At 46.8% G+C, this 17,923-nt stretch carries 19 protein-coding genes; 12 read left to right on the top strand and 7 right to left on the bottom strand.

The features are described from left to right. The first annotated feature begins 73 nt into the window (after positions 1-73). Complete coding sequence (locus LEPBO_RS0122905) at positions 74-1,042, top strand: CobW family GTP-binding protein (RefSeq protein ID WP_017289923.1); 969 nt, start codon at positions 74-76, stop codon at positions 1,040-1,042. Continuing rightward, complete coding sequence (locus tag LEPBO_RS0122910; RefSeq protein ID WP_017289924.1) at positions 1,030-2,106, top strand: WD40 repeat domain-containing protein; 1,077 nt, start codon at positions 1,030-1,032, stop codon at positions 2,104-2,106. Before LEPBO_RS0122905 ends, LEPBO_RS0122910 begins: the two co-directional genes overlap by 13 nt. 35 nt (positions 2,107-2,141) lie before the next feature. Here the strand turns inward: LEPBO_RS0122910 and LEPBO_RS0122915 are convergent, their stop codons facing one another. Together LEPBO_RS0122915 and LEPBO_RS0122920 are read right to left on the bottom strand one after the other, a co-directional pair. Beyond that, positions 2,142-2,957, bottom strand: a complete 816-nt coding sequence (locus LEPBO_RS0122915) for a metal ABC transporter permease (protein ID WP_017289925.1) — start codon at positions 2,955-2,957, stop codon at positions 2,142-2,144. A gap of 47 nt (positions 2,958-3,004) precedes the next feature. Further along, entirely contained in the window at positions 3,005-3,751 is a 747-nt protein-coding gene (locus LEPBO_RS0122920; RefSeq protein ID WP_017289926.1) for a metal ABC transporter ATP-binding protein, read from the bottom strand. 104 nt (positions 3,752-3,855) lie between these two features. Between LEPBO_RS0122920 and LEPBO_RS0122925 the strand changes: the two genes are divergently transcribed. Next, positions 3,856-4,809, top strand: coding sequence for a metal ABC transporter solute-binding protein, Zn/Mn family (locus LEPBO_RS0122925; protein ID WP_017289927.1), 954 nt, complete (start codon positions 3,856-3,858; stop codon positions 4,807-4,809). A 62-nt stretch (positions 4,810-4,871) separates the two neighbouring features. Here the strand turns inward: LEPBO_RS0122925 and LEPBO_RS41860 are convergent, their stop codons facing one another. Genes LEPBO_RS41860 through LEPBO_RS0122940 form a run of 3 tightly spaced genes read right to left on the bottom strand, consistent with a single transcriptional unit; the run spans position 4,872 to position 6,046 of the window. After that, positions 4,872-5,042: a hypothetical protein gene (locus LEPBO_RS41860; RefSeq protein ID WP_017289928.1), complete on the bottom strand. Its 171-nt coding sequence runs from the start codon at positions 5,040-5,042 to the stop codon at positions 4,872-4,874. A gap of 9 nt (positions 5,043-5,051) precedes the next feature. Then, positions 5,052-5,201: a hypothetical protein gene (locus LEPBO_RS43000; RefSeq protein WP_017289929.1), complete on the bottom strand. Its 150-nt coding sequence runs from the start codon at positions 5,199-5,201 to the stop codon at positions 5,052-5,054. A 56-nt stretch (positions 5,202-5,257) separates the two neighbouring features. Next, positions 5,258-6,046 carry a carbohydrate ABC transporter permease gene (locus tag LEPBO_RS0122940; RefSeq protein WP_017289930.1) on the bottom strand — a complete coding sequence of 263 codons (789 nt, stop codon included), beginning with the start codon at positions 6,044-6,046 and terminating at the stop codon, positions 5,258-5,260. A 198-nt stretch (positions 6,047-6,244) separates the two neighbouring features. Between LEPBO_RS0122940 and LEPBO_RS0122945 the strand changes: the two genes are divergently transcribed. The 9 genes from LEPBO_RS0122945 (at position 6,245) to folE (ending at position 16,489) form a co-directional block, all read left to right on the top strand. Next, on the top strand, positions 6,245-6,940 hold the full coding sequence (locus LEPBO_RS0122945) for an aldehyde oxygenase (deformylating) (RefSeq protein WP_017289931.1): 696 nt from the start codon (positions 6,245-6,247) through the stop codon (positions 6,938-6,940). 232 nt (positions 6,941-7,172) lie between these two features. Beyond that, complete coding sequence (locus tag LEPBO_RS0122950) at positions 7,173-8,204, top strand: long-chain acyl-[acyl-carrier-protein] reductase (protein ID WP_017289932.1); 1,032 nt, start codon at positions 7,173-7,175, stop codon at positions 8,202-8,204. Between the two features lie 114 nt (positions 8,205-8,318). Continuing rightward, positions 8,319-9,122 (top strand): glycosyltransferase family 2 protein, encoded by an 804-nt coding sequence (locus LEPBO_RS0122955; protein ID WP_017289933.1) that lies wholly within the window; start codon positions 8,319-8,321, stop codon positions 9,120-9,122. A gap of 6 nt (positions 9,123-9,128) precedes the next feature. Then, positions 9,129-10,979, top strand: coding sequence for a glycosyltransferase family 39 protein (locus LEPBO_RS0122960; protein ID WP_017289934.1), 1,851 nt, complete (start codon positions 9,129-9,131; stop codon positions 10,977-10,979). A gap of 5 nt (positions 10,980-10,984) precedes the next feature. Then, positions 10,985-13,069, top strand: coding sequence for a hypothetical protein (locus LEPBO_RS0122965; protein WP_017289935.1), 2,085 nt, complete (start codon positions 10,985-10,987; stop codon positions 13,067-13,069). 4 nt (positions 13,070-13,073) lie between these two features. Continuing rightward, entirely contained in the window at positions 13,074-13,643 is a 570-nt protein-coding gene (locus LEPBO_RS0122970) for a class I SAM-dependent methyltransferase (RefSeq protein ID WP_017289936.1), read from the top strand. Positions 13,644-13,747: 104 nt separating this feature from the next. Next, on the top strand, positions 13,748-14,743 hold the full coding sequence (locus LEPBO_RS0122975; protein WP_017289937.1) for an acetyl-CoA carboxylase carboxyltransferase subunit alpha: 996 nt from the start codon (positions 13,748-13,750) through the stop codon (positions 14,741-14,743). A 301-nt stretch (positions 14,744-15,044) separates the two neighbouring features. After that, positions 15,045-15,770, top strand: a complete 726-nt coding sequence (locus LEPBO_RS0122980) for an SDR family oxidoreductase (protein ID WP_017289938.1) — start codon at positions 15,045-15,047, stop codon at positions 15,768-15,770. A 41-nt stretch (positions 15,771-15,811) separates the two neighbouring features. Further along, positions 15,812-16,489, top strand: a complete 678-nt coding sequence (folE, locus tag LEPBO_RS0122985; RefSeq protein WP_017289939.1) for a GTP cyclohydrolase I FolE — start codon at positions 15,812-15,814, stop codon at positions 16,487-16,489. On the opposite strand, the gene LEPBO_RS0122990 is transcribed toward folE, so the two are convergent. Then, positions 16,468-17,106: a phosphoribosylanthranilate isomerase gene (locus LEPBO_RS0122990; protein ID WP_017289940.1), complete on the bottom strand. Its 639-nt coding sequence runs from the start codon at positions 17,104-17,106 to the stop codon at positions 16,468-16,470. The genes folE and LEPBO_RS0122990 overlap by 22 nt on opposite strands. A gap of 150 nt (positions 17,107-17,256) precedes the next feature. After that, complete coding sequence (locus tag LEPBO_RS0122995; protein WP_287454043.1) at positions 17,257-17,922, bottom strand: response regulator transcription factor; 666 nt, start codon at positions 17,920-17,922, stop codon at positions 17,257-17,259. Position 17,923: the final 1 nt, after the last annotated feature.

Here is a 17,923-nt window from a genome sequence, read left to right on the forward strand (position 1 = left end):
ATAAGCCTGCTTGCCTACTCGAACGATCTCTTTAATAATAAGCTTGATAACGATTATCATTATAAAGGTTGCGATGGTTACTGAACTAGAAACGGCCGTACCTGTCACCGTCTTGACGGGCTACTTAGGAGCAGGAAAAACAACTTTGTTAAACCGCATTCTCACCCACGAACACGGCAAGAAAGTTGCGGTGATTGTGAATGAGTTTGGCGAAGTCGGAATCGATAATCAGCTTGTGATCGATACCGATGAAGAAATTTTTGAGATGAATAATGGCTGTATCTGCTGTACAGTGCGGGGTGATCTAATCCGGATGATTGGCAATCTGATGAAACGGCGTGATCGCTTTGATCACATTGTCATCGAAACAACTGGTCTAGCTGATCCGGCTCCAGTCATTCAAACCTTTTTCATGGATGAAGATGTGCAATCTTTAACCAGTTTGGATGCAGTTGTAACGGTTGTAGATGCAAAGCATATTGCACATCATTGGGAGGCAGATGAGGCACAAGAACAAATTGCATTTGCGGATGTGATTTTGCTGAATAAGATCGATTTAATTTCAGTAGCAGAACTCGATGAGCTTGAAAAGAAGATTCGATCGATGAATGTAATGGCAAAAATTTATCGAACTAGAGATGCTCAAATCGAGATGGATGCGTTGCTAGGTGTGAAAGCATTTGATCTCGATCGCGCTTTAGAAATCGATCCGAATTTCCTCGGTGAAGATGCTCACGAACATGATGAAACAGTGACTTCAGTCGCGATCGTTGAATCTGGTGCACTGGATGGAGAAAAGCTAAATGCCTGGTTGGGTAGATTGTTGCGCTATCAAGGACAAGATATCTTTCGGATGAAAGGAATTCTAAACATTGCAAGCGAAGACAATCGTTTTGTATTTCAAGGGGTGCATATGTTGTTTGATGGTAAGCTCGATCGACCTTGGAAACCGAATGAGACGCGCAAAAATGAATTAGTCTTTATTGGTCGCAACTTAGATGAAACAGCGTTGAAAGAGGATTTTCGAGCATGTTTAGTGTAAGTGCGAAACAGCGATCGCTCTTTGAGTTACGTCATCAGAGTGCGCTATCTGACTATGTGACTGGAATTGCCTGGTCGCCCAATGGCGAAGGGTTAGCAGTGTGTTCTGCTGCGGGAGAAATCCTCCTCTATTCGATGAAGACTCTTGAATCAGTTGTTCTGCAAGCTGCAACAGGGTACTCGATCGATGGTTTAGCCTTTTCTCATGATGGGCAATTTCTCGCCGCAGGAGGACAGTCAGGAGAAGTCAATATTTGGCAGTTCAAGCCAAAGCCCGAATTGATTCAGACCTTCAAAAACAAATCAGCTTGGATTGATCAACTTCAATGGAGTCCTACTCAGAATGATCTCGCATTCAGTCTAGGCAAAACAGTACAGATTTGGAATGCTGAATCTAGAGAGCGAGTAACGACACTCTTATTTGGTGATTCTTCAGTCTCTCAAATCGTTTGGCATCCTAGCGGAGAGAGTATCAGTCTCGGTGGTTATCAAGGGATCAAAATTTGGATGACAAGCAACTGGGATGATGATCCCTATCATTTGATGGTTCCTTCTGCGAGTGTTGCAGTCGCTTGGTCGCCGAGTGGTCGATATGTGGCATCGGGAAACTTCGATCGGACAATCACTGTTTTAGAATGGGGAAATCCTGAACCGTGGATGATGAGAGGTTTTCCAGGAAAGATTCGCGACCTGGCTTGGTCAGATCAATTCGCTAGCAATGCGCCCTTACTAGCCTCTGCGAGTGTAGAGGGCATTGTGGTCTGGGAAAAGCATGAAGAGGAAGCGATCGGATGGGAAAGCCGCGTTTTGGGCACTCATGAGGGTGTCGTTCAAGGACTTTGTTTTCAACCGGCTACAATGCTATTAGCTTCAGCTTCTGAAGACGGTTCGGTCATTTTATGGTGGCAAGCAACTTCAATCGCTCAAGTCTTAGAAGGCGTCTCAGATGGGTTTTCCTGCCTCGCGTGGCATCCTCAAGGGAGCTACCTTGTAGCAGGCGGAGAACAAGGTGAGCTTCTGATTTGGGGGAAATCTTCGCGAGGGCAAGGATTTAAGCGGCGCTAGCGACGATTGAAGCTGAACAGCAGCGTGTTTTCATTCTAACGAAATCGTTGTGATAAAGGATTTTTAGTCCGGGTGAGAATGCCCTGGGTGGGGCTGAATAGTAGCGATAGAATGAATAGGGTCGATGAAACGAGCACGATCGCAGGTCCCGATGGCAGATTGTAATAGTAGCTGAGATAGATTCCTGTGATACTAGAGAAAACTCCGATCACTGAGCCTAATATCATCATATGATGGAGTTCTTTGACTAGTAAGTAAGCACTCAAAGCGGGACCGACTAGCATCGAAATGACTAAAATTACGCCGACCGCCTTCATACTGACAATGATTGTAAGTGTAACGGCTGACATAAATGCAAAGTAAATGAGATTGATTGGGAGTCCAATTGCTTGAGCGCCCGTCTTATCAAACGTATAGAACAGCATTTCCTTATAAGCCAATCGAACGACAAGCAGAATGATCAAAGTAACCATTAAAGTCCGTTGGATATCTGCACCCGTTACACCGAGAATATCACCAAACAAAAAGCTATCTAGATCGAGCTTATTTTTTAGAACTGTAATCAGCGTCACACCAAGCGCGAAGAAAGACGAGAAAGTTAACGCCATGGCTGCATCAGCTTTTACACGACTTTGAGATCGAATCCAAGCAATCAAAGACGCACCTAAGATTCCAGCACCGAATGCCCCAATCAAAATATCAATCCCCAAAAAGAACGAAATCGATAGTCCTGGTAGCACGCAATGCGCGACCACATCCCCAAACAGTGCCATTCGTTGCACAATGAGGTAGCTTCCGACCACTGGGCAGAGTATACCGACTAAAAGCCCGATTGCTAGAGCATTTCGCATAAACTCAAATCCAAGTGGCTCTGTCAGTATCTGTAGCATCATTTACCTTAGCAAGCGAGTGTAGAATCAAAATCTTGATGGAACGGGTTCTGTAGATATGTTCCATAAGCCTGTTGCAAATTTTCAGCCGTCATCACTTCTTGCGGCGTTCCGGATGCAATGAGCCGCTGATTGAGCAACAGCAGTCGATCGAGTTGCGAGAGCGATTTTCCCCATTCATGAGTACTCAGCAGCAGGATTTTCCCCTGAGATCGCAGTTCATCAAACACATCGAGCATAATTCCCTCTGTCTTCTTGTCTACACCCGTAAATGGCTCATCAAAGAAGAAGAGATCTGCTTGTTGGGCTAATGCTCGTGCGAGAAATACCCGTTGTTGTTGTCCACCCGATAGCTCTCCGATTCTACGATGTCTCAAATCGAGCATCTCAACTCGTGCTAAAGCAGACTTGACAAGCTCGTTTGCAGGGCGACCGGGACTGCGAAACCAGCCTAAGTTACGAGTTCGCGCCATGAGCACCACATTCCAAACCGTGATTGGATAGTCCCAATCAATCTGCGATCGCTGGGGAATATAGGCGACTTTTTCCAACTGACGATGCAACGGACAAGTACAATATTCAACTTTTCCATGCTCAATCGGAATCAAGCCCAACATTGCTTTGAGCATCGTACTTTTCCCGGCTCCGTTCGGTCCAACCACCCCAACGAGTTCACCCGCTCGAATTGAGAAGCTCACTGCATCCAGCCCCCTCATTCCTCGATAACTAACTGCTAATTGCTGAACCTTCAACATTCATTTAGATTTGAGTTAAGTGAGAACGATTATCATTGTAGAGTCAAGATGTTCACTTTAAATCTTAAAAAAGTATGGATAAGCCCTTTCGGCTGCGTTGGACTATGGCAACGATCTCAATCGCTCTCAGTGGATTCGCCTGTACGCCTCAGTCATCCTCTACTCATCAAGCCGCCTCAACTCCGCAAGCCTCACCCAGGTTAGAAGGTGTACCCAAAGTTGTTGCAACTAATACAATCCTCTGTGATTTAACCAAGCAAATTGCAGCAGCGACAGTGAATTTAACTTGTTTAGTCAAACCTGGTGCAGATCCGCATATCTATCAAGCGACTCCCGAAGATCGTAAAGCGATCGAGCAAGCCAATTTAGTTCTATATGGAGGTTACAATTTTGAACCGACTCTGATCAAACTGATTCAAGCCTCATCGAATTCGGCTCCAAAAGTTGCAGTCAACGAACTTGCAGTTCCCAAGCCTCAGCAGTTTGAAGAAGATGGACAAACCGAGACTGATCCTCATGTCTGGCACAATGCCCAAAACGGAGTGCGAATTGCAGAAGTTATTCGCGATAACCTTGCAAACATTGCTCCAAACAATGCCACACTCTATGCAGACAATGCTAAAAAAGTAACCGGAGAAATTAGTCAAATTGATAGCTGGATCAAAACCCAGATCAATAGCATTCCTCAAGCTTCTAGAACATTAGTAACAACCCACGATGCACTAGGATACTATTCACAAGCTTATAACATTCCTGTTGCAGCCCTCGAAGGTATCAGTACTGAAGAAAAACCAACGGCTGCGAAGGTAAAAGAGCTAGTCGGGGAAATCCAAAAGAAAAAAGTCCCGACTATCTACGCTGAACTCTCGATCAATCCGCAGGTCATTCAAACAGTTGCGAACGAGGCAAACGTCAAGGTTGCTGAAGAAGAGATCTATGCCGATGGATTGGGTGAAGCAGGGAGTCGTGGAGAAACTTATCAGAAGATGCTAATTGCAAACACAAAAGCGATCGTCGAAGGATTGAGAGGTCAATTTACTCCGTTTCAAGCGAAATAGTTAGCGTGACTCAGAAATCAATGAAAATCAGGCTTCTCAATCAACGATTCAACGAGCGCATTTCAAGCCGTTGCCGATGGGAGTCCGCCACTTAAGATTTCAACCAAGCAGTTGAGAGGAGCAATGCGAGTTTGATCCAATACCGAAACTACTGGGAAGATATCACCGACGATCGTACATCCAGCGTTGAGCGCATTACGAGCGGCAGCGATCGTATCTCGACTCCGACGCACAAACTCGAATCAGGTTTTATCTGCGATCGCTTCTCCCTCGTCAGCAAGCGATAGAATTGCTGCTTTCAAACCTTCAGGGTTCTCTTGCGTAAATCCAGCTGGTGCTAAAAACTTTGATTTGTCATGTCTGAGCTTCTGCACCACGAGATAGCCAGGCATTTTTTATCTGGAAGAATTGCATCTGTGGGAATCTTCACGGTCGTTTTTTGCAAAACCTAATTCTTAATTCCTGTCGTCGCAATGCCCCGAATCAATTGCCGTTGACCCAATGCGAAAATCACCACGATCGGTAAAGTCGCAATCACCACTGCCGCCATCATCAGCGACCAACTATTCGTAAACTGCTCCTGAAAACTCGCCAACGCCAACTGCACCGTTCTTAACTCCGGTCGCGTCGTAAACACCAACGGCTTAAACAAATCATTCCACTCGCCAATAAACGTAAACAGCGATAACGTCACCAACGCCGGACGCGACAACGGCAACATCACCCGCCAAATCACCTGCCACCGATTCGCCCCATCCAACATCGCCGCTTCCTCAAGCTCGATCGGAATCCCCTGAAAAAATTGCCGCATCAGAAAAATCCCGAACCCATTCACCGCAGTTGGTAAAATTAATGCTCCGTAAGTATTAATCAAATGCCCCGCTTTCAAAACAAGAAAAATTGGGATTACCAAAATCTGAAACGGAATCACCAACGTCGCCAGAATGATTAATAAAATCGCCTGTTTTCCCTGAAACTTCAGCCGCGCCAGCGCATACCCCGCCAGCGCCGACGTAAACAGTTGAAACAGCGTTACCGCGATCGCCACAAAAATCGAATTCGCAAATGCCAGCAAAAACTGTCCCTTTTCCCAAGCTGAGCGATAATTTTCCAGCGTCCAACCTGGGGAACCTTCCGCCGACTGCAACGACGTTAGAAAAACGACTCCTAATGGCAACAGCACCACTCCTGCCCCCGCCACCAGCAGTCCCAAACTGAGACGCTTCTGAACTTCCATACCGCTCACAAAACTGAAGAATCGGTTATTTTAGCGCTTCAATGCTCGATCGCCTATAGATTTTATCGATTCTTAGCGTCATCCTCAACCTTAGACGGTAAAGTGAGAGGGGGGAAGAATGAGAAATTCTACTCAGACCACCCCAACCCTAACCCGCAGCACGCGGAAATGTAGTCATGACCAGGAGAAATCTGATCTATGCCGCAACTTGAGGCGACCCCAGAGATTGACTTCCAGAGTGAACTCTATAAAGATGCCTATAGCCGAATTAACGCGATCGTCATCGAAGGCGAACAGGAAGCGAACGACAATTATCAAAAATTGGCAGACCTGCTGCCCAATGATAAAGACCAATTGATCGGACTCGCTCGCATGGAAAACCGCCACAAAAAAGGCTTTGAAGCCTGTGGTCGGAATCTCAGCGTCACCCCAGACATGGACTTCGCACGCGAATTTTTCTCCGAATTGCACAAAAACTTCCAAGTTGCGGCAGCCGAAGGAAAAATCGTCACCTGTCTGTTGATTCAATCGCTGATTATTGAATGCTTTGCGATCTCGGCATACAACATCTACATTCCTGTTGCAGACGACTTTGCTCGCAAAATCACTGAAGGTGTCATCAAAGACGAATACATGCACCTCAACTACGGCGAAGAATGGCTAAAAGCCAATTTTGAAGCCTCGAAAGCCGAATTGGAAGAAGCCAATAAAGCCAATTTGCCTTTAGTCTGGAAAATGCTGAATCAAGTTGCAGACGACGCACAAGTTCTCGGCATGGAACGCGAAGCCCTCGTCGAAGACTTCATGATTCAATACGGCGAAGCCCTCACCAACATTGGATTTACGACCCGTGATGTGATGCGGATGTCCGCGCATGGATTAGCTGCGGCATAGGTTCCTGAATTTGAAGTCTGCGGCAGTGAACTCTGGAGTTAGGAGAATCGGGGAATCGGGAAATGAAGGAATCGGGAAATGGCAAAATACAAGGCTTCCCACTCCCCCACTCCCCACTCCCCACTCCCTCCTACAAATTCATTGCCAATTTTTTGATATTTTCTCTTAAATTAGAATACGGTTCCGTTCATATCCATCTCGCCGCCTGATACCGGGCTTCTTCATACGATCGATGTTTGGTTTAATTGGTCATCTCACAAGTTTGGAACACGCTCAGTCTGTTGCACGAGAACTAGGGTATCCCGAATACGCGGATCAAGGTTTGGACTTCTGGTGTAGTGCACCGCCGCAGATTGTCGATACAATCCGAGTCAAAAGCGCCACGGGGCAAGAAATTGAAGGACGCTACGTGGAATCTTGCTTTTTGCCAGAAATGTTGGCAACTCGACGGATTAAAGCAGCGACACGCAAAGTGATTAACGCCATGGCACATGCTCAAAAAAATGGCATTAATATTACAGCACTCGGCGGATTCTCTTCGATTATTTTTGAGAATTTCAATCTGGCACAGATTAAACAAGTGCGGAATGTCATGCTGGAGTTTGAACGGTTTACGACCGGAAATACTCACACGGCGTACATTTTGTGTCGCCAGGTCGAACAAGCTTCCAGACAGTTGGGCATCAACTTGTCAGATGCAACGGTGGCGGTTTGTGGTGCAACGGGCGATATTGGCAGTGCCGTCTGTCGCTGGTTGAACACACGCGCTGATGTGGCAGAATTGCTGCTGATTGCTCGTAATCAAGAACGCTTGCAAGCTTTGCAAGATGAACTTGGGCGCGGCAAAATTCAGGGCTTAGAAGAAGCCCTGCCGCAAGCAGACATCATTGTCTGGGTCGCCAGTATGCCGAAAGGTGTGGAGATTGATCCGACTCAGTTAAAACAACCTTGTTTGCTGATTGATGGCGGCTACCCGAAAAACTTGGGAACCAAAATCCAGCATCCGGGCGTGACCGTACTCAACGGTGGCATTGTGGAACATTCACTGGACATTGATTGGAAAATCATGAGCATTGTCAATATGGATGTCCCGGCACGGCAACTGTTTGCTTGTTTTGCAGAATCGATGCTGCTGGAATTCGAGAAACTGCATACGAACTTCTCTTGGGGTCGCAATCGCATCACCGTCGAGAAGATGGAGCAGATTGGAGAGGCATCGGTTCGACATGGATTCCGTCCATTATTGCTGCCGAATCCAAACTAGCGATCGCACTAGCTTTCAGTACTGTCTCGGCTGAAAGCCTTGATCCCTTGAGTAAAGTGCTAAGGGATACGATATACTGTCGCTGTGTGAAAGCCCCTAACTCTGAATCAGCCTATGCACGGTACTGAGGGATCTACTATCGGTTTCGATCGCTTGTCTCGCTTAAAACTCTCGGTTGTGATTCCTTGCTATAACGAGCGAGGCACGATCGAGACCGTAATTCAAGCGGTAAAAGCCTCTCCTATTCGCAATCTCGAAATCATTATTGTCGATGATTGCTCTACAGATGGCACAACAGAACTGTTGAAATCGAAAATTGAACCGATCGTTGATCAAGTGCTCTACCACAGTACAAATCGGGGCAAAGGGGCAGCATTACGAACCGGATTCGCAGCGGTGACAGGAGATGTTGCGATCGTTCAAGACGCAGATTTAGAATATGATCCGCAGGAATTTCCGCTATTGTTAAGGCCGATCGCAGAGGGTCGAGCAGACGTTGTATTTGGTTCACGATTTGCGGGAAATCAGCCGCATCGCGTCGTTTACTATTGGCATATGGTCGGCAACAAATTTCTGACCACACTCTCGAATATGCTGACCAATATTAATCTGACCGATATGGAAACCTGCTACAAGGCATTTCGGCGTGAGGTGATTCAATCGATTCGGATTGAAGAAAATCGATTTGGATTTGAACCTGAAGTCACTGCTAAAGTCGCTCGCATGGGATGTCGTATCTACGAAGTTGGCATCTCTTACTATGGGCGAACCTACAAAGAAGGTAAGAAAATCGGCTGGAAAGATGGATTTCGCGCCATCTACTGCATTATGAAATACAACTTATTCGCCTCGAAGCGTGCTTATCCTGTTTCAGACGCTAGCCAAACGCTCAGACAGCAGCCCTCACCTCACCGATAATCTGCTATGTCGATAAAATGGCAGTCTTTACTTGATGCACAGCGCTTTAAGCTCAAAGATTCGTGGCTGATTTTTTTTGCTTGCCTGCTTGTCTACTCATGGAGTGCAAAGGGCATCGTCAATTATCAGGCGCTCGCATCACCGGATAGTATTCCGAATTCCTTACTTGCCTTCAATTGGTTATTCAACGGCAGATTGGATTTTGATAACTTCAGGCAGGGAATTTACTACAACGGCGGTCTGCCTCCTTACTTCTTTTGGGAGTCGAAGAGTGCTCATCTTGTCTCGGTCTATCCGATTGGACCTGCGATCGTCAGTTTTCCGATTTATGTCTGCTTTGCGCTCTTGTTATGGATCAGTCATGGCTTTCAGTCGATCGAGATTACCAGTGCTGCATTTTCTGACACGCGATTACTGTTAGAAAGATTTGCTGCTGCGATCATCGCAAGCTTTGCTGTCGCTTTGTTTTATCAATTAAGTCGCCTGAAGTTTGAGCGATCAGTTGCACTGATTTCTGCTTTTATTTATGCGTTTGCAACGCATCATTGGGTGATTAATTCACAAGCTTTATGGCAGCATGGCTCGACAAATTTGGTCTTGATTGCCGTCATGCTCTGCTTTTTCAAAGCAAATCGTGACCCAACGACAAAATCTCTCTTGCTCTTAAATGCCGGAATTTTGGGCGGATTGATGTTAGGGATTCGCCCAACGAATTTGGTGTTTTTATTATCGATCGTGGTTTATGCGATCGCGCTGTATCGCCGCCAAGCATTTTTTACAGTTCTAGGGTTATCTTCTGCCCTAATTAGTATTGCTTGGAATCTCTATTACTTTAAAAGTTTCACAGGCGGATATGGCACGTTTTCTAATCTTTTTACACTGACATTTGAACAGTTTATTGCAGGATTTACGGGACTTTTATTTAGCCCAAGTCGAGGTTTATTTGTTTATAGTCCAATCTTAGTTTTGGCAATTCCAGGATTCATACAAATCTTTCGACGCTGGAAGCAAAAAGATGAAAAATTATTGATTCTGCTGTTTTTAAGCTGTATTCCGCTCTTGTTGCAATATTGCTTGTTTAGAATGTGGTGGGCAGGTGCGTCTTATGGATATCGTTTTTTAACGGATCTGCTGCCGATTCTATGCTTTTCGGTGAACTATGCGATCGCAGATGCTCTTTCCCGGCGTAAACTGCTGAATTTGAAAATTTTGATCGTTTCCGGGTTATTGACCTTCTCAGTCTTTGTCCAAGTTGTTGGCGTGTTTGGTGCATGTTTTTGGGATGGAATTCCGACGGTGATCGAATATGATCCGTTCTCATCGAAATTAACTGATGCAGAAGGAAAACTGTGGCAGTATCCAGACAGCCAAATCGAGCGACATGCCCATAGTCTGATGTTTCGGATCACGCACCCCACTCGTCAGCCCAACTATACATCTGGATTAGCTGGTCAAATTCTCCAGCTTCGAGATGCAGAAAAAAATCCTCTACCGGACACGCTCTCGATTCCAGTGGGCGGAAAAATTCGCGTGCGTGCGATCGTACAAAATACAGGCACATCTCGCTGGTTTGGCTATCAAACCGGGGCAAGCCATCTAGGAGAAGCCCGAGTTCGGGTCTTATTTACTGATATTCTCAAGCAGAATGTGGCGGAATATCGCCTATTTATCTCTGGACAGCCCCGACGTGGAAAAACCGCAGAAGCGATCGGAGATATCACGTTCCCGTCCAAACCTGGAACATACACCCTGAGATTTTCTTTGATTGCTGAAGGAGTCAGCGAGATGCCGACCCATCTGCCACAGTCAACTCAAGCAATTGAAGCAACGGTTACGTCTATTGATCAGCGTTACTAGCAGTTATGACTTTATCAAAAGCTCCCGATCGCAAATTCATGACGAGCCTTTTCTATATCGTCATCAGCTTGATTGGCACCCTGATGATGTATTCACCTACCATCCTCAGTGGCTTCACCAAAATTCAAGCAGAGCGCGGAGATACTCGCATCCTGCACTATTTTTTGGAGCATTCCTTTCAGCTTCTAGTGAATCGTAACTATACAGGAACGCTCTGGTCACCTTCTTTTTTCTATCCTTTCAAGAATGCTTTAGCATTTTCAGAAAACTTATTTGGTTGTGCGCCGATTTATTGGTTATTTCGATCGGTATTGAATCCAGATCACGCCTTTCAACTCTGGATGATCACCATCATTTGGCTCTGCTTTGCTGCCTTTGTGATTGTCTTTCGACGCTTGCGAGTCAGTCCTGTTCTCTCTGGATTCGGAGGTTTTTTATTTGCATTTGGATTGCCGAGAGCCGCAAAACTCGGACATCATCAACTCTTTCCTCAGTTTTTTACCCCGATCGCATTTCTCTGTGTTTGGCGGTTCATTCAGAAGCCGACCTCCAATCGATTGCGCTGGGCGTTGACTTTGATCTATCTGCAACTCTTGGCAGCAGTCTATCTAGGTTGGTTTCTCGTTTTCAGTTTACTTGTGTTCTTGCCTGTAATGTTTTGGCTTGATCGTGACTTTAAGGCGCGCATCACGGAATTTCTCAAACGAACCTGGAAAGAAACTGCGATCGCGCTCTTAGTTTGGATGGGGGCAGTGATAGCACTCTTTCTGCCTTACCTGGAAATTAGTAAGGTCATCGGCAAAAAGCCTTATTCAGAAATTGCATCGATGCTGCCGCGACTGCAATCTTGGCTCTTGCCCGCAGATGGAAGTTTGTGGCGACCGTGGCTGTTTCCACTTTCAGCCCATACGCCGATGGTTCATGAGCATCAGATCTTTCTCGGCTTTGTCATCTTAGGCATAACCGGATTTGCGCTTTATGTTTTGAAAGCACAGGCTCACGTCCTTGATCCAGAGCGAAAACTACTTGCTCAAGCTTGTCTGCTCACCTTTGGCATCATTTTCCTGCTTTCGCTTTCAGTCTTTGATTACTCTCTATGGAAATTCATTGCCCAACTGATTCCAGGCGCAAACTCCGTTCGAGCCGTATCTCGGATTGCGCTGCTGATGTATTTCTATCTACTGCTCGGCGTTCTGCTCTGCGTGGATGCTTATTTAAAACATCGCTTTGCTAATCCAAAGATTAGAACTGCGATCGCCCTAAGCTTGATTCTGCTCACCCTACCTGAACAAATCGTCTGGACTCCGCAAAGCTTCGATCGCATGGCAGTCTTGCAACCTGAAGCAGAACTGCAATCTTTAATGCAGAAAGACTGTAGCTTTGCCTATGTCGCGTTGAGTGGCAAAGACGCCTTTTACAATGAACAAACCCAAGCAATGTGGGCAGGAATGCGAGCCAATGTGCCTATGATTAATGGCTATAGCGGTGCTGATCCTCCTGGCTTACCAATGCGACAAAATATTCCTCTGTCGGGCTTACTGGAGTGGCTGCATACCGCTTCAGGTGGAAAAGCTAAAGGTCGATTGTGCCTGATTCAGGCGACTACAGGAAACAATCAACCGGGTCGAGATCTGCCTGCTTCGTCGATCGCGGGAATTCAAACCTTTCAATCCGGAGGGTTTACTTCCTTTGTGATTCCAGTACCGCCGAATAGCCCCTTGCCCGATTATGCCCAGGCGATCCGCATCATCACGACCGCACCAACCCAGATGAAAGCCAAAGCTGAGATCACCTTGCCCGTTCTCGTGCGTAACACAGGTGATTTTACCTGGTTTAGAAGCGGCAATACTCCTGTCAATTTCTCTTATCGCTGGATCAATGAAAAATCTCAGAGTGAGCCGATCGAGTACGATCGCACGCCCCTTCCCTTTGACCTGCCGCCCAATCAAGCGGTAGCATTGAACGCTAAAATTACAGCACCCAATCGCGCAGGTCAGTACACCTTGCGGCTCACAATGGTTCAAGAATCTGTCACTTGGTTCGATGCCAAAACCAAAGCCCTAGACATTCCCGTTCAAGTAGGAGAGTAGAAAGTTGAAAAAGCAGCGTGAGCCTCTTTTAGAACCTTTGTTGCGTTGGTTGCGGCTCCGACGAGTCATCGCGGAAATTCCCGAAAACGCGATCGTCTTAGATGTCGGTTGCGGTCGCAATGCCGCTTTCTTAAGAGCGATCGAGCCGCGAATTCAAAAAGGCTATGGCGTCGATTTCAAAGTCGCAGAATTTCAAACGGATAAGCTCAAAGCCGTGCAAGTTCATCTGGGGGAAGAACTTCCCTTTGCTGATGCGAGTTTTGATACCGTCACCATGCTGGCTGTTTTAGAGCATATCGAGCATGAGCAAGCAATTTTAAAAGAAATTCATCGGGTACTCAAACCGGGTGGGAGACTGGTTTTAACGGTTCCTTCTGTTTGGGCGCAACCTGTTTTAGAGTTTCTTTCCTATCGCATCGGAATTATCGATGAAGCCGAAATTCGCGATCATAAACGCTATTACGATCGCCAAAAACTCAAGCAAGTTTTAGTCAATGTTGCAGGATTTGAACGATTTCGACATCAATATTTTCAGATGTGGATGAATAATTTCTGTACAGTAATGAAGGTGTAGCAAATTTGACTGCACAACGCTCTGAGTTGTGAATCTGTCCGAATACCGCTACGCTAGACCAAAGAAAATCCCTCACATCTCCACAGTCTTGGAGTGGTGTAGTTATGCCCAATTCTGCCGATCGTCGTCCAATTTTGCTTGATTTTGAAAAGCCGCTTGCTGAACTCGAAGCCCGAATTACTCAGGTTCGGGAATTGGCAGAAGAAAATGAGGTGGATTTGTCTGATCAAATTGCCTTGTTAGAAGCCCGTGCCGTTGAGCTTCGCAAAGAAATTTTTAGCAGCCTCACGCCTGGGCAGCGCTTGCAAGTCGCCCGTCACCCCCGTCGCCCCAGTACGCTCGATTATATTCAGGCAATTAGTGACGAATGGATGGAGCTACATGGCGATCGCGGTGGGCATGATGATCCTGCCGTCGTCGGAGGAGTTGGTCGGATCAACGGTCGCCCCGTTGTGATGCTCGGTCAACAAAAAGGGCGCAACACCAAAGACAACATTCGACGAAATTTTGGGCAGGCTTCGCCCAGTGGCTACCGCAAGGCGATTCGATTAATGGAACATGCCGATCGCTTTAGTATGCCGATTTTGACCTTCATTGATACCCCGGCAGCTTGGGCAGGACTCGAAGCAGAACAATTCGGACAAGGAGAAGCGATCGCGTATAACTTGCGTGAGATGTTTGGATTTGAAGTGCCGATTATTTGTAGTGTGATTGGCGAAGGCGGATCGGGAGGAGCACTCGCGATCGGGGTTGGAGAACGGCTACTTATGTTTGAACACGCCGTCTATAGTGTGGCTCCACCCGAAACCTGTGCAACGATTCTCTGGCGAGACTCAACAAAATCAGCACAAGCAGCCGAAGCCCTAAAAATCACTGCACCCGACTTGAAAGAACTAGGCATTGCCGACGAGGTGTTACCAGAACCGATCGGCGGCGCGCACAATCATCCTCTAGAAGCTGCCGAAACCCTAAAAACCGCAATTCTGAGAAATTTAGCCGAATTAGATCAACTGACTCCCCAACAACGGCGCGAACTGCGCTATCAAAAATTCCGCAGTATCGGCGTGTTTACAGAAGCGGGGATGCCGACTCACGTTTAGAGTTTTTGAGTGGGGAGTGGCTCTACTCCCCACTCCCCACTCCCCACCCTCATCCACCTAAATCCAATTCCCCCTCACAAACCGCGTCACACCACGATATAATTGAGAACGTAACGATTTGTTAAAAAACTGGCTCATTCTCATTCATTTGCCAACGCCGTTCATTTAAGCTGTTTTTCCATGTTCGCCACAGATTCATTCAAGCTGCGTGCGCGTCTATTTCATCGCAATGACACCGAGATCTAGAACGTTTGCAAATTGAGAAAAGTTTTCCATCTATTGAGGTTTTAACTGGGGATTCATGACTTCCTCCATCAATCGACGTGCCCTGATTACCGGGGCGAGTAGCGGAATCGGTCAGGCAACTGCTCTAGCGTTCGCGCGTAGCGGAATTGATCTGGTCTTGGTCAGCCGCTCTCAATCCAAATTGGATGCAGTGGCACAAGAAGCGCGATCGCTTGGGGTCGATGCCCAAGCCTATGCTATTGATTTAGCTGATGTAACGACTGTGCGATCGCGCTTAGAAGAGTTGATTTCTAAAGCTGGCACGATCGACATTCTGGTCAACAATGCAGGAATGGCATACACCGGAACTTTGGGTGAAATGCCATTATCCGATTGGCAACGGGTGATCGATCTCAATGTCACCAGTGTTTTCCAATGTGTGCAAGCCGTTTTACCCGGCATGCGATCGCGCAAACGCGGCACGATTATCAACGTCGCCTCGATCGCAGCACATCAGACTTTTCCAAACTGGGGCGCGTATTGCGTCAGTAAGTTTGGAGTTTTAGCACTCTCGAAAACCCTTGCTGCCGAGGAACGAGCACATGGGATTCGAGTTGTAACCATTTCGCCTGGATCAGTCAATACTGCCATCTGGGATACCGAGACGGTTCATGCCGACTTCGATCGTGCTGCAATGTTAACGCCTGACATTGTAGCGGATGCGATTTTGCAGGCGGCAACAATGAACGATCGGGCTGTGGTAGAAGAGATGATTCTCATGCCCAATGCCGGGACGTTTTAGCTGGTTCTCTTTTTGCACACTTACTTTTTGCAACATTCATTATGACTCTTGCCACACCGAACGGATTTAGCTCCAAGAATTTAGAATCCAGACCCGATCGCAATACACAGAACGGTCAGGAAGCTAAAATTACGCCGCCTAGTGATGAAACCCGCGAACAGATGATGGATGCGGTACGCACAATGTTAGTCGGGGTGGGGGAAGATCCCGAGCGCGAAGGTTTACTGAAAACACCCAAACGGGTTGCGGATGCGATGCGCTTTTTGACGAGCGGTTATAACCAATCGCTTGAAGAGTTAGTCAATGGTGCAATCTTTGATGAAGGTCACAATGAAATGGTGTTGGTGCGCGACATCAATTTCTTTAGCTTGTGCGAACATCACATGCTGCCATTTATGGGTCGGGCGCATGTTGCTTACATTCCTAACGAGAAGGTTGTGGGATTGAGTAAGCTAGCGCGGATTGTAGAGATGTATTCTCGCCGCCTGCAAGTTCAAGAGCGTTTGACGCGGCAAGTTGCTGAGGCTCTGCAAGAAGTGCTACAACCGCGAGGTGTTGCAGTGGTGATGGAAGCATCGCACATGTGCATGGTCATGCGTGGGGTGCAAAAGCCTGGTTCTTGGACAGTGACGAGTGCAATGGTCGGTGTGTTTCAAGATGATCAGAAGACTCGCGAGGAGTATCTGAACTTGATTCGTCACCAGCCTTCATTCTGGTAACTCTTCAAGCAAGTGAATAGTTGATGGACACGCTCTAGGTTTTTATCACCTGGGGCGTTTTCTAATCCGCTGGAAAGATCAATGCCATGCGGGGTAACTAAGGCAAGGGCTTCTAAAATATTTTCCGGGTTCAATCCGCCTGCTAACCACCATTCACAGGTGGGATTGAATTCTTTGAGCATTGTCCAGTCGATCGTTAATCCAGTGCCGCCTGCTTGCTGTGGATGGTAAGCATCAAGGAGTAGCACATCCACATGAGCGTGATAGTTCTGAGCTTGTGCGAGATCTTCTTGCGATCGTATCCGCAATGCCTTGATTAATTTGACGTTGAGCGATCGCAGGGCTTGACAAAACTCTGGGGATTCTTTGCCATGCAGTTGAACGACGTTGAGATTTGAAATCTCAACGGTTTCGCGAATAGTATCGATATCCGCATTGAGAAACACACCCACTCGTTCGACATTTAACTGCTGAGTAATCAATCGAATTTGTTCCGGAGCGATGTAGCGAGGTGTGCCCGGAACACAGATAAACCCGATCGCAGTTGCACCTGCGTTTTCAATAGCGATCGCTTGATCGGTTTGGGTAATTCCACAAATTTTGACTTGTAATTTCATGGTTGGACAGGTTGCTCTTTCTTGAATTCATAGCTTATCAAGAAGTCGCAGTTGTTAAAGCAGAAACATCTGAGCTAGGCAGAAAAAGTGTTCTCCTTGAAGCATCGACATCTTCCATCAAAACTCAATGAATGTTAGATGAAAACACGCTTAGGCACGCAAGCGATAGCCCACACCTCGAACGGTTTCAAACAACTCGCCCCCAAGCTTTTTTCGCAAATAACCCACATACACATCTAAGATATTGGAACCAGGATCGTAGTCATAGCCCCAAACACGATCGAGTAATTGCTGGCGGCTTAACACCTGACCGGGATGCCGAAAGAACATCTCAGCTAACGTGAACTCACGCGCGGGTAATTCAATCATTTTGCTACCCACCTGCACTTTGCGCGTTCGCAAATTTAGAACAGCATTTCCGGCACTCAGAATGGTCTCCTCTGGCGCTGCGGTGTTCGTGTGTCCCCGCAGTCTCAGCTTTACCCGGACTAGCAGTTCTTCAAACCGGAAGGGCTTCGTCATATAGTCATCTGCCCCACCTTCTAAGCCTGCAATTTTGTCCTGAATATCGTCTCGTGCCGTGAGGATCACAATCGGGATCTGACAGCCTTGTCCGCGCAGTTCTTCTAACACTTCTAGCCCGTCTTTTTCGGGCAATCCTAAATCCAGAATCAACAGATCAAAGTCGCTCTTGACTGCCAAGTTCAGCACATCGCTTGCTGTGGATGCGATCGTCGTGGTAAATCCATTCGCACGTAAGCCTTTTTCAATGAATGCTGCAATTCTCGGTTCATCTTCTGCAATTAAAATCTGCATG

Origin of the sequence: Leptolyngbya boryana PCC 6306, from assembly GCF_000353285.1 — a bacterium.
Lineage (GTDB): Bacteria > Cyanobacteriota > Cyanobacteriia > Leptolyngbyales > Leptolyngbyaceae > Leptolyngbya > Leptolyngbya boryana.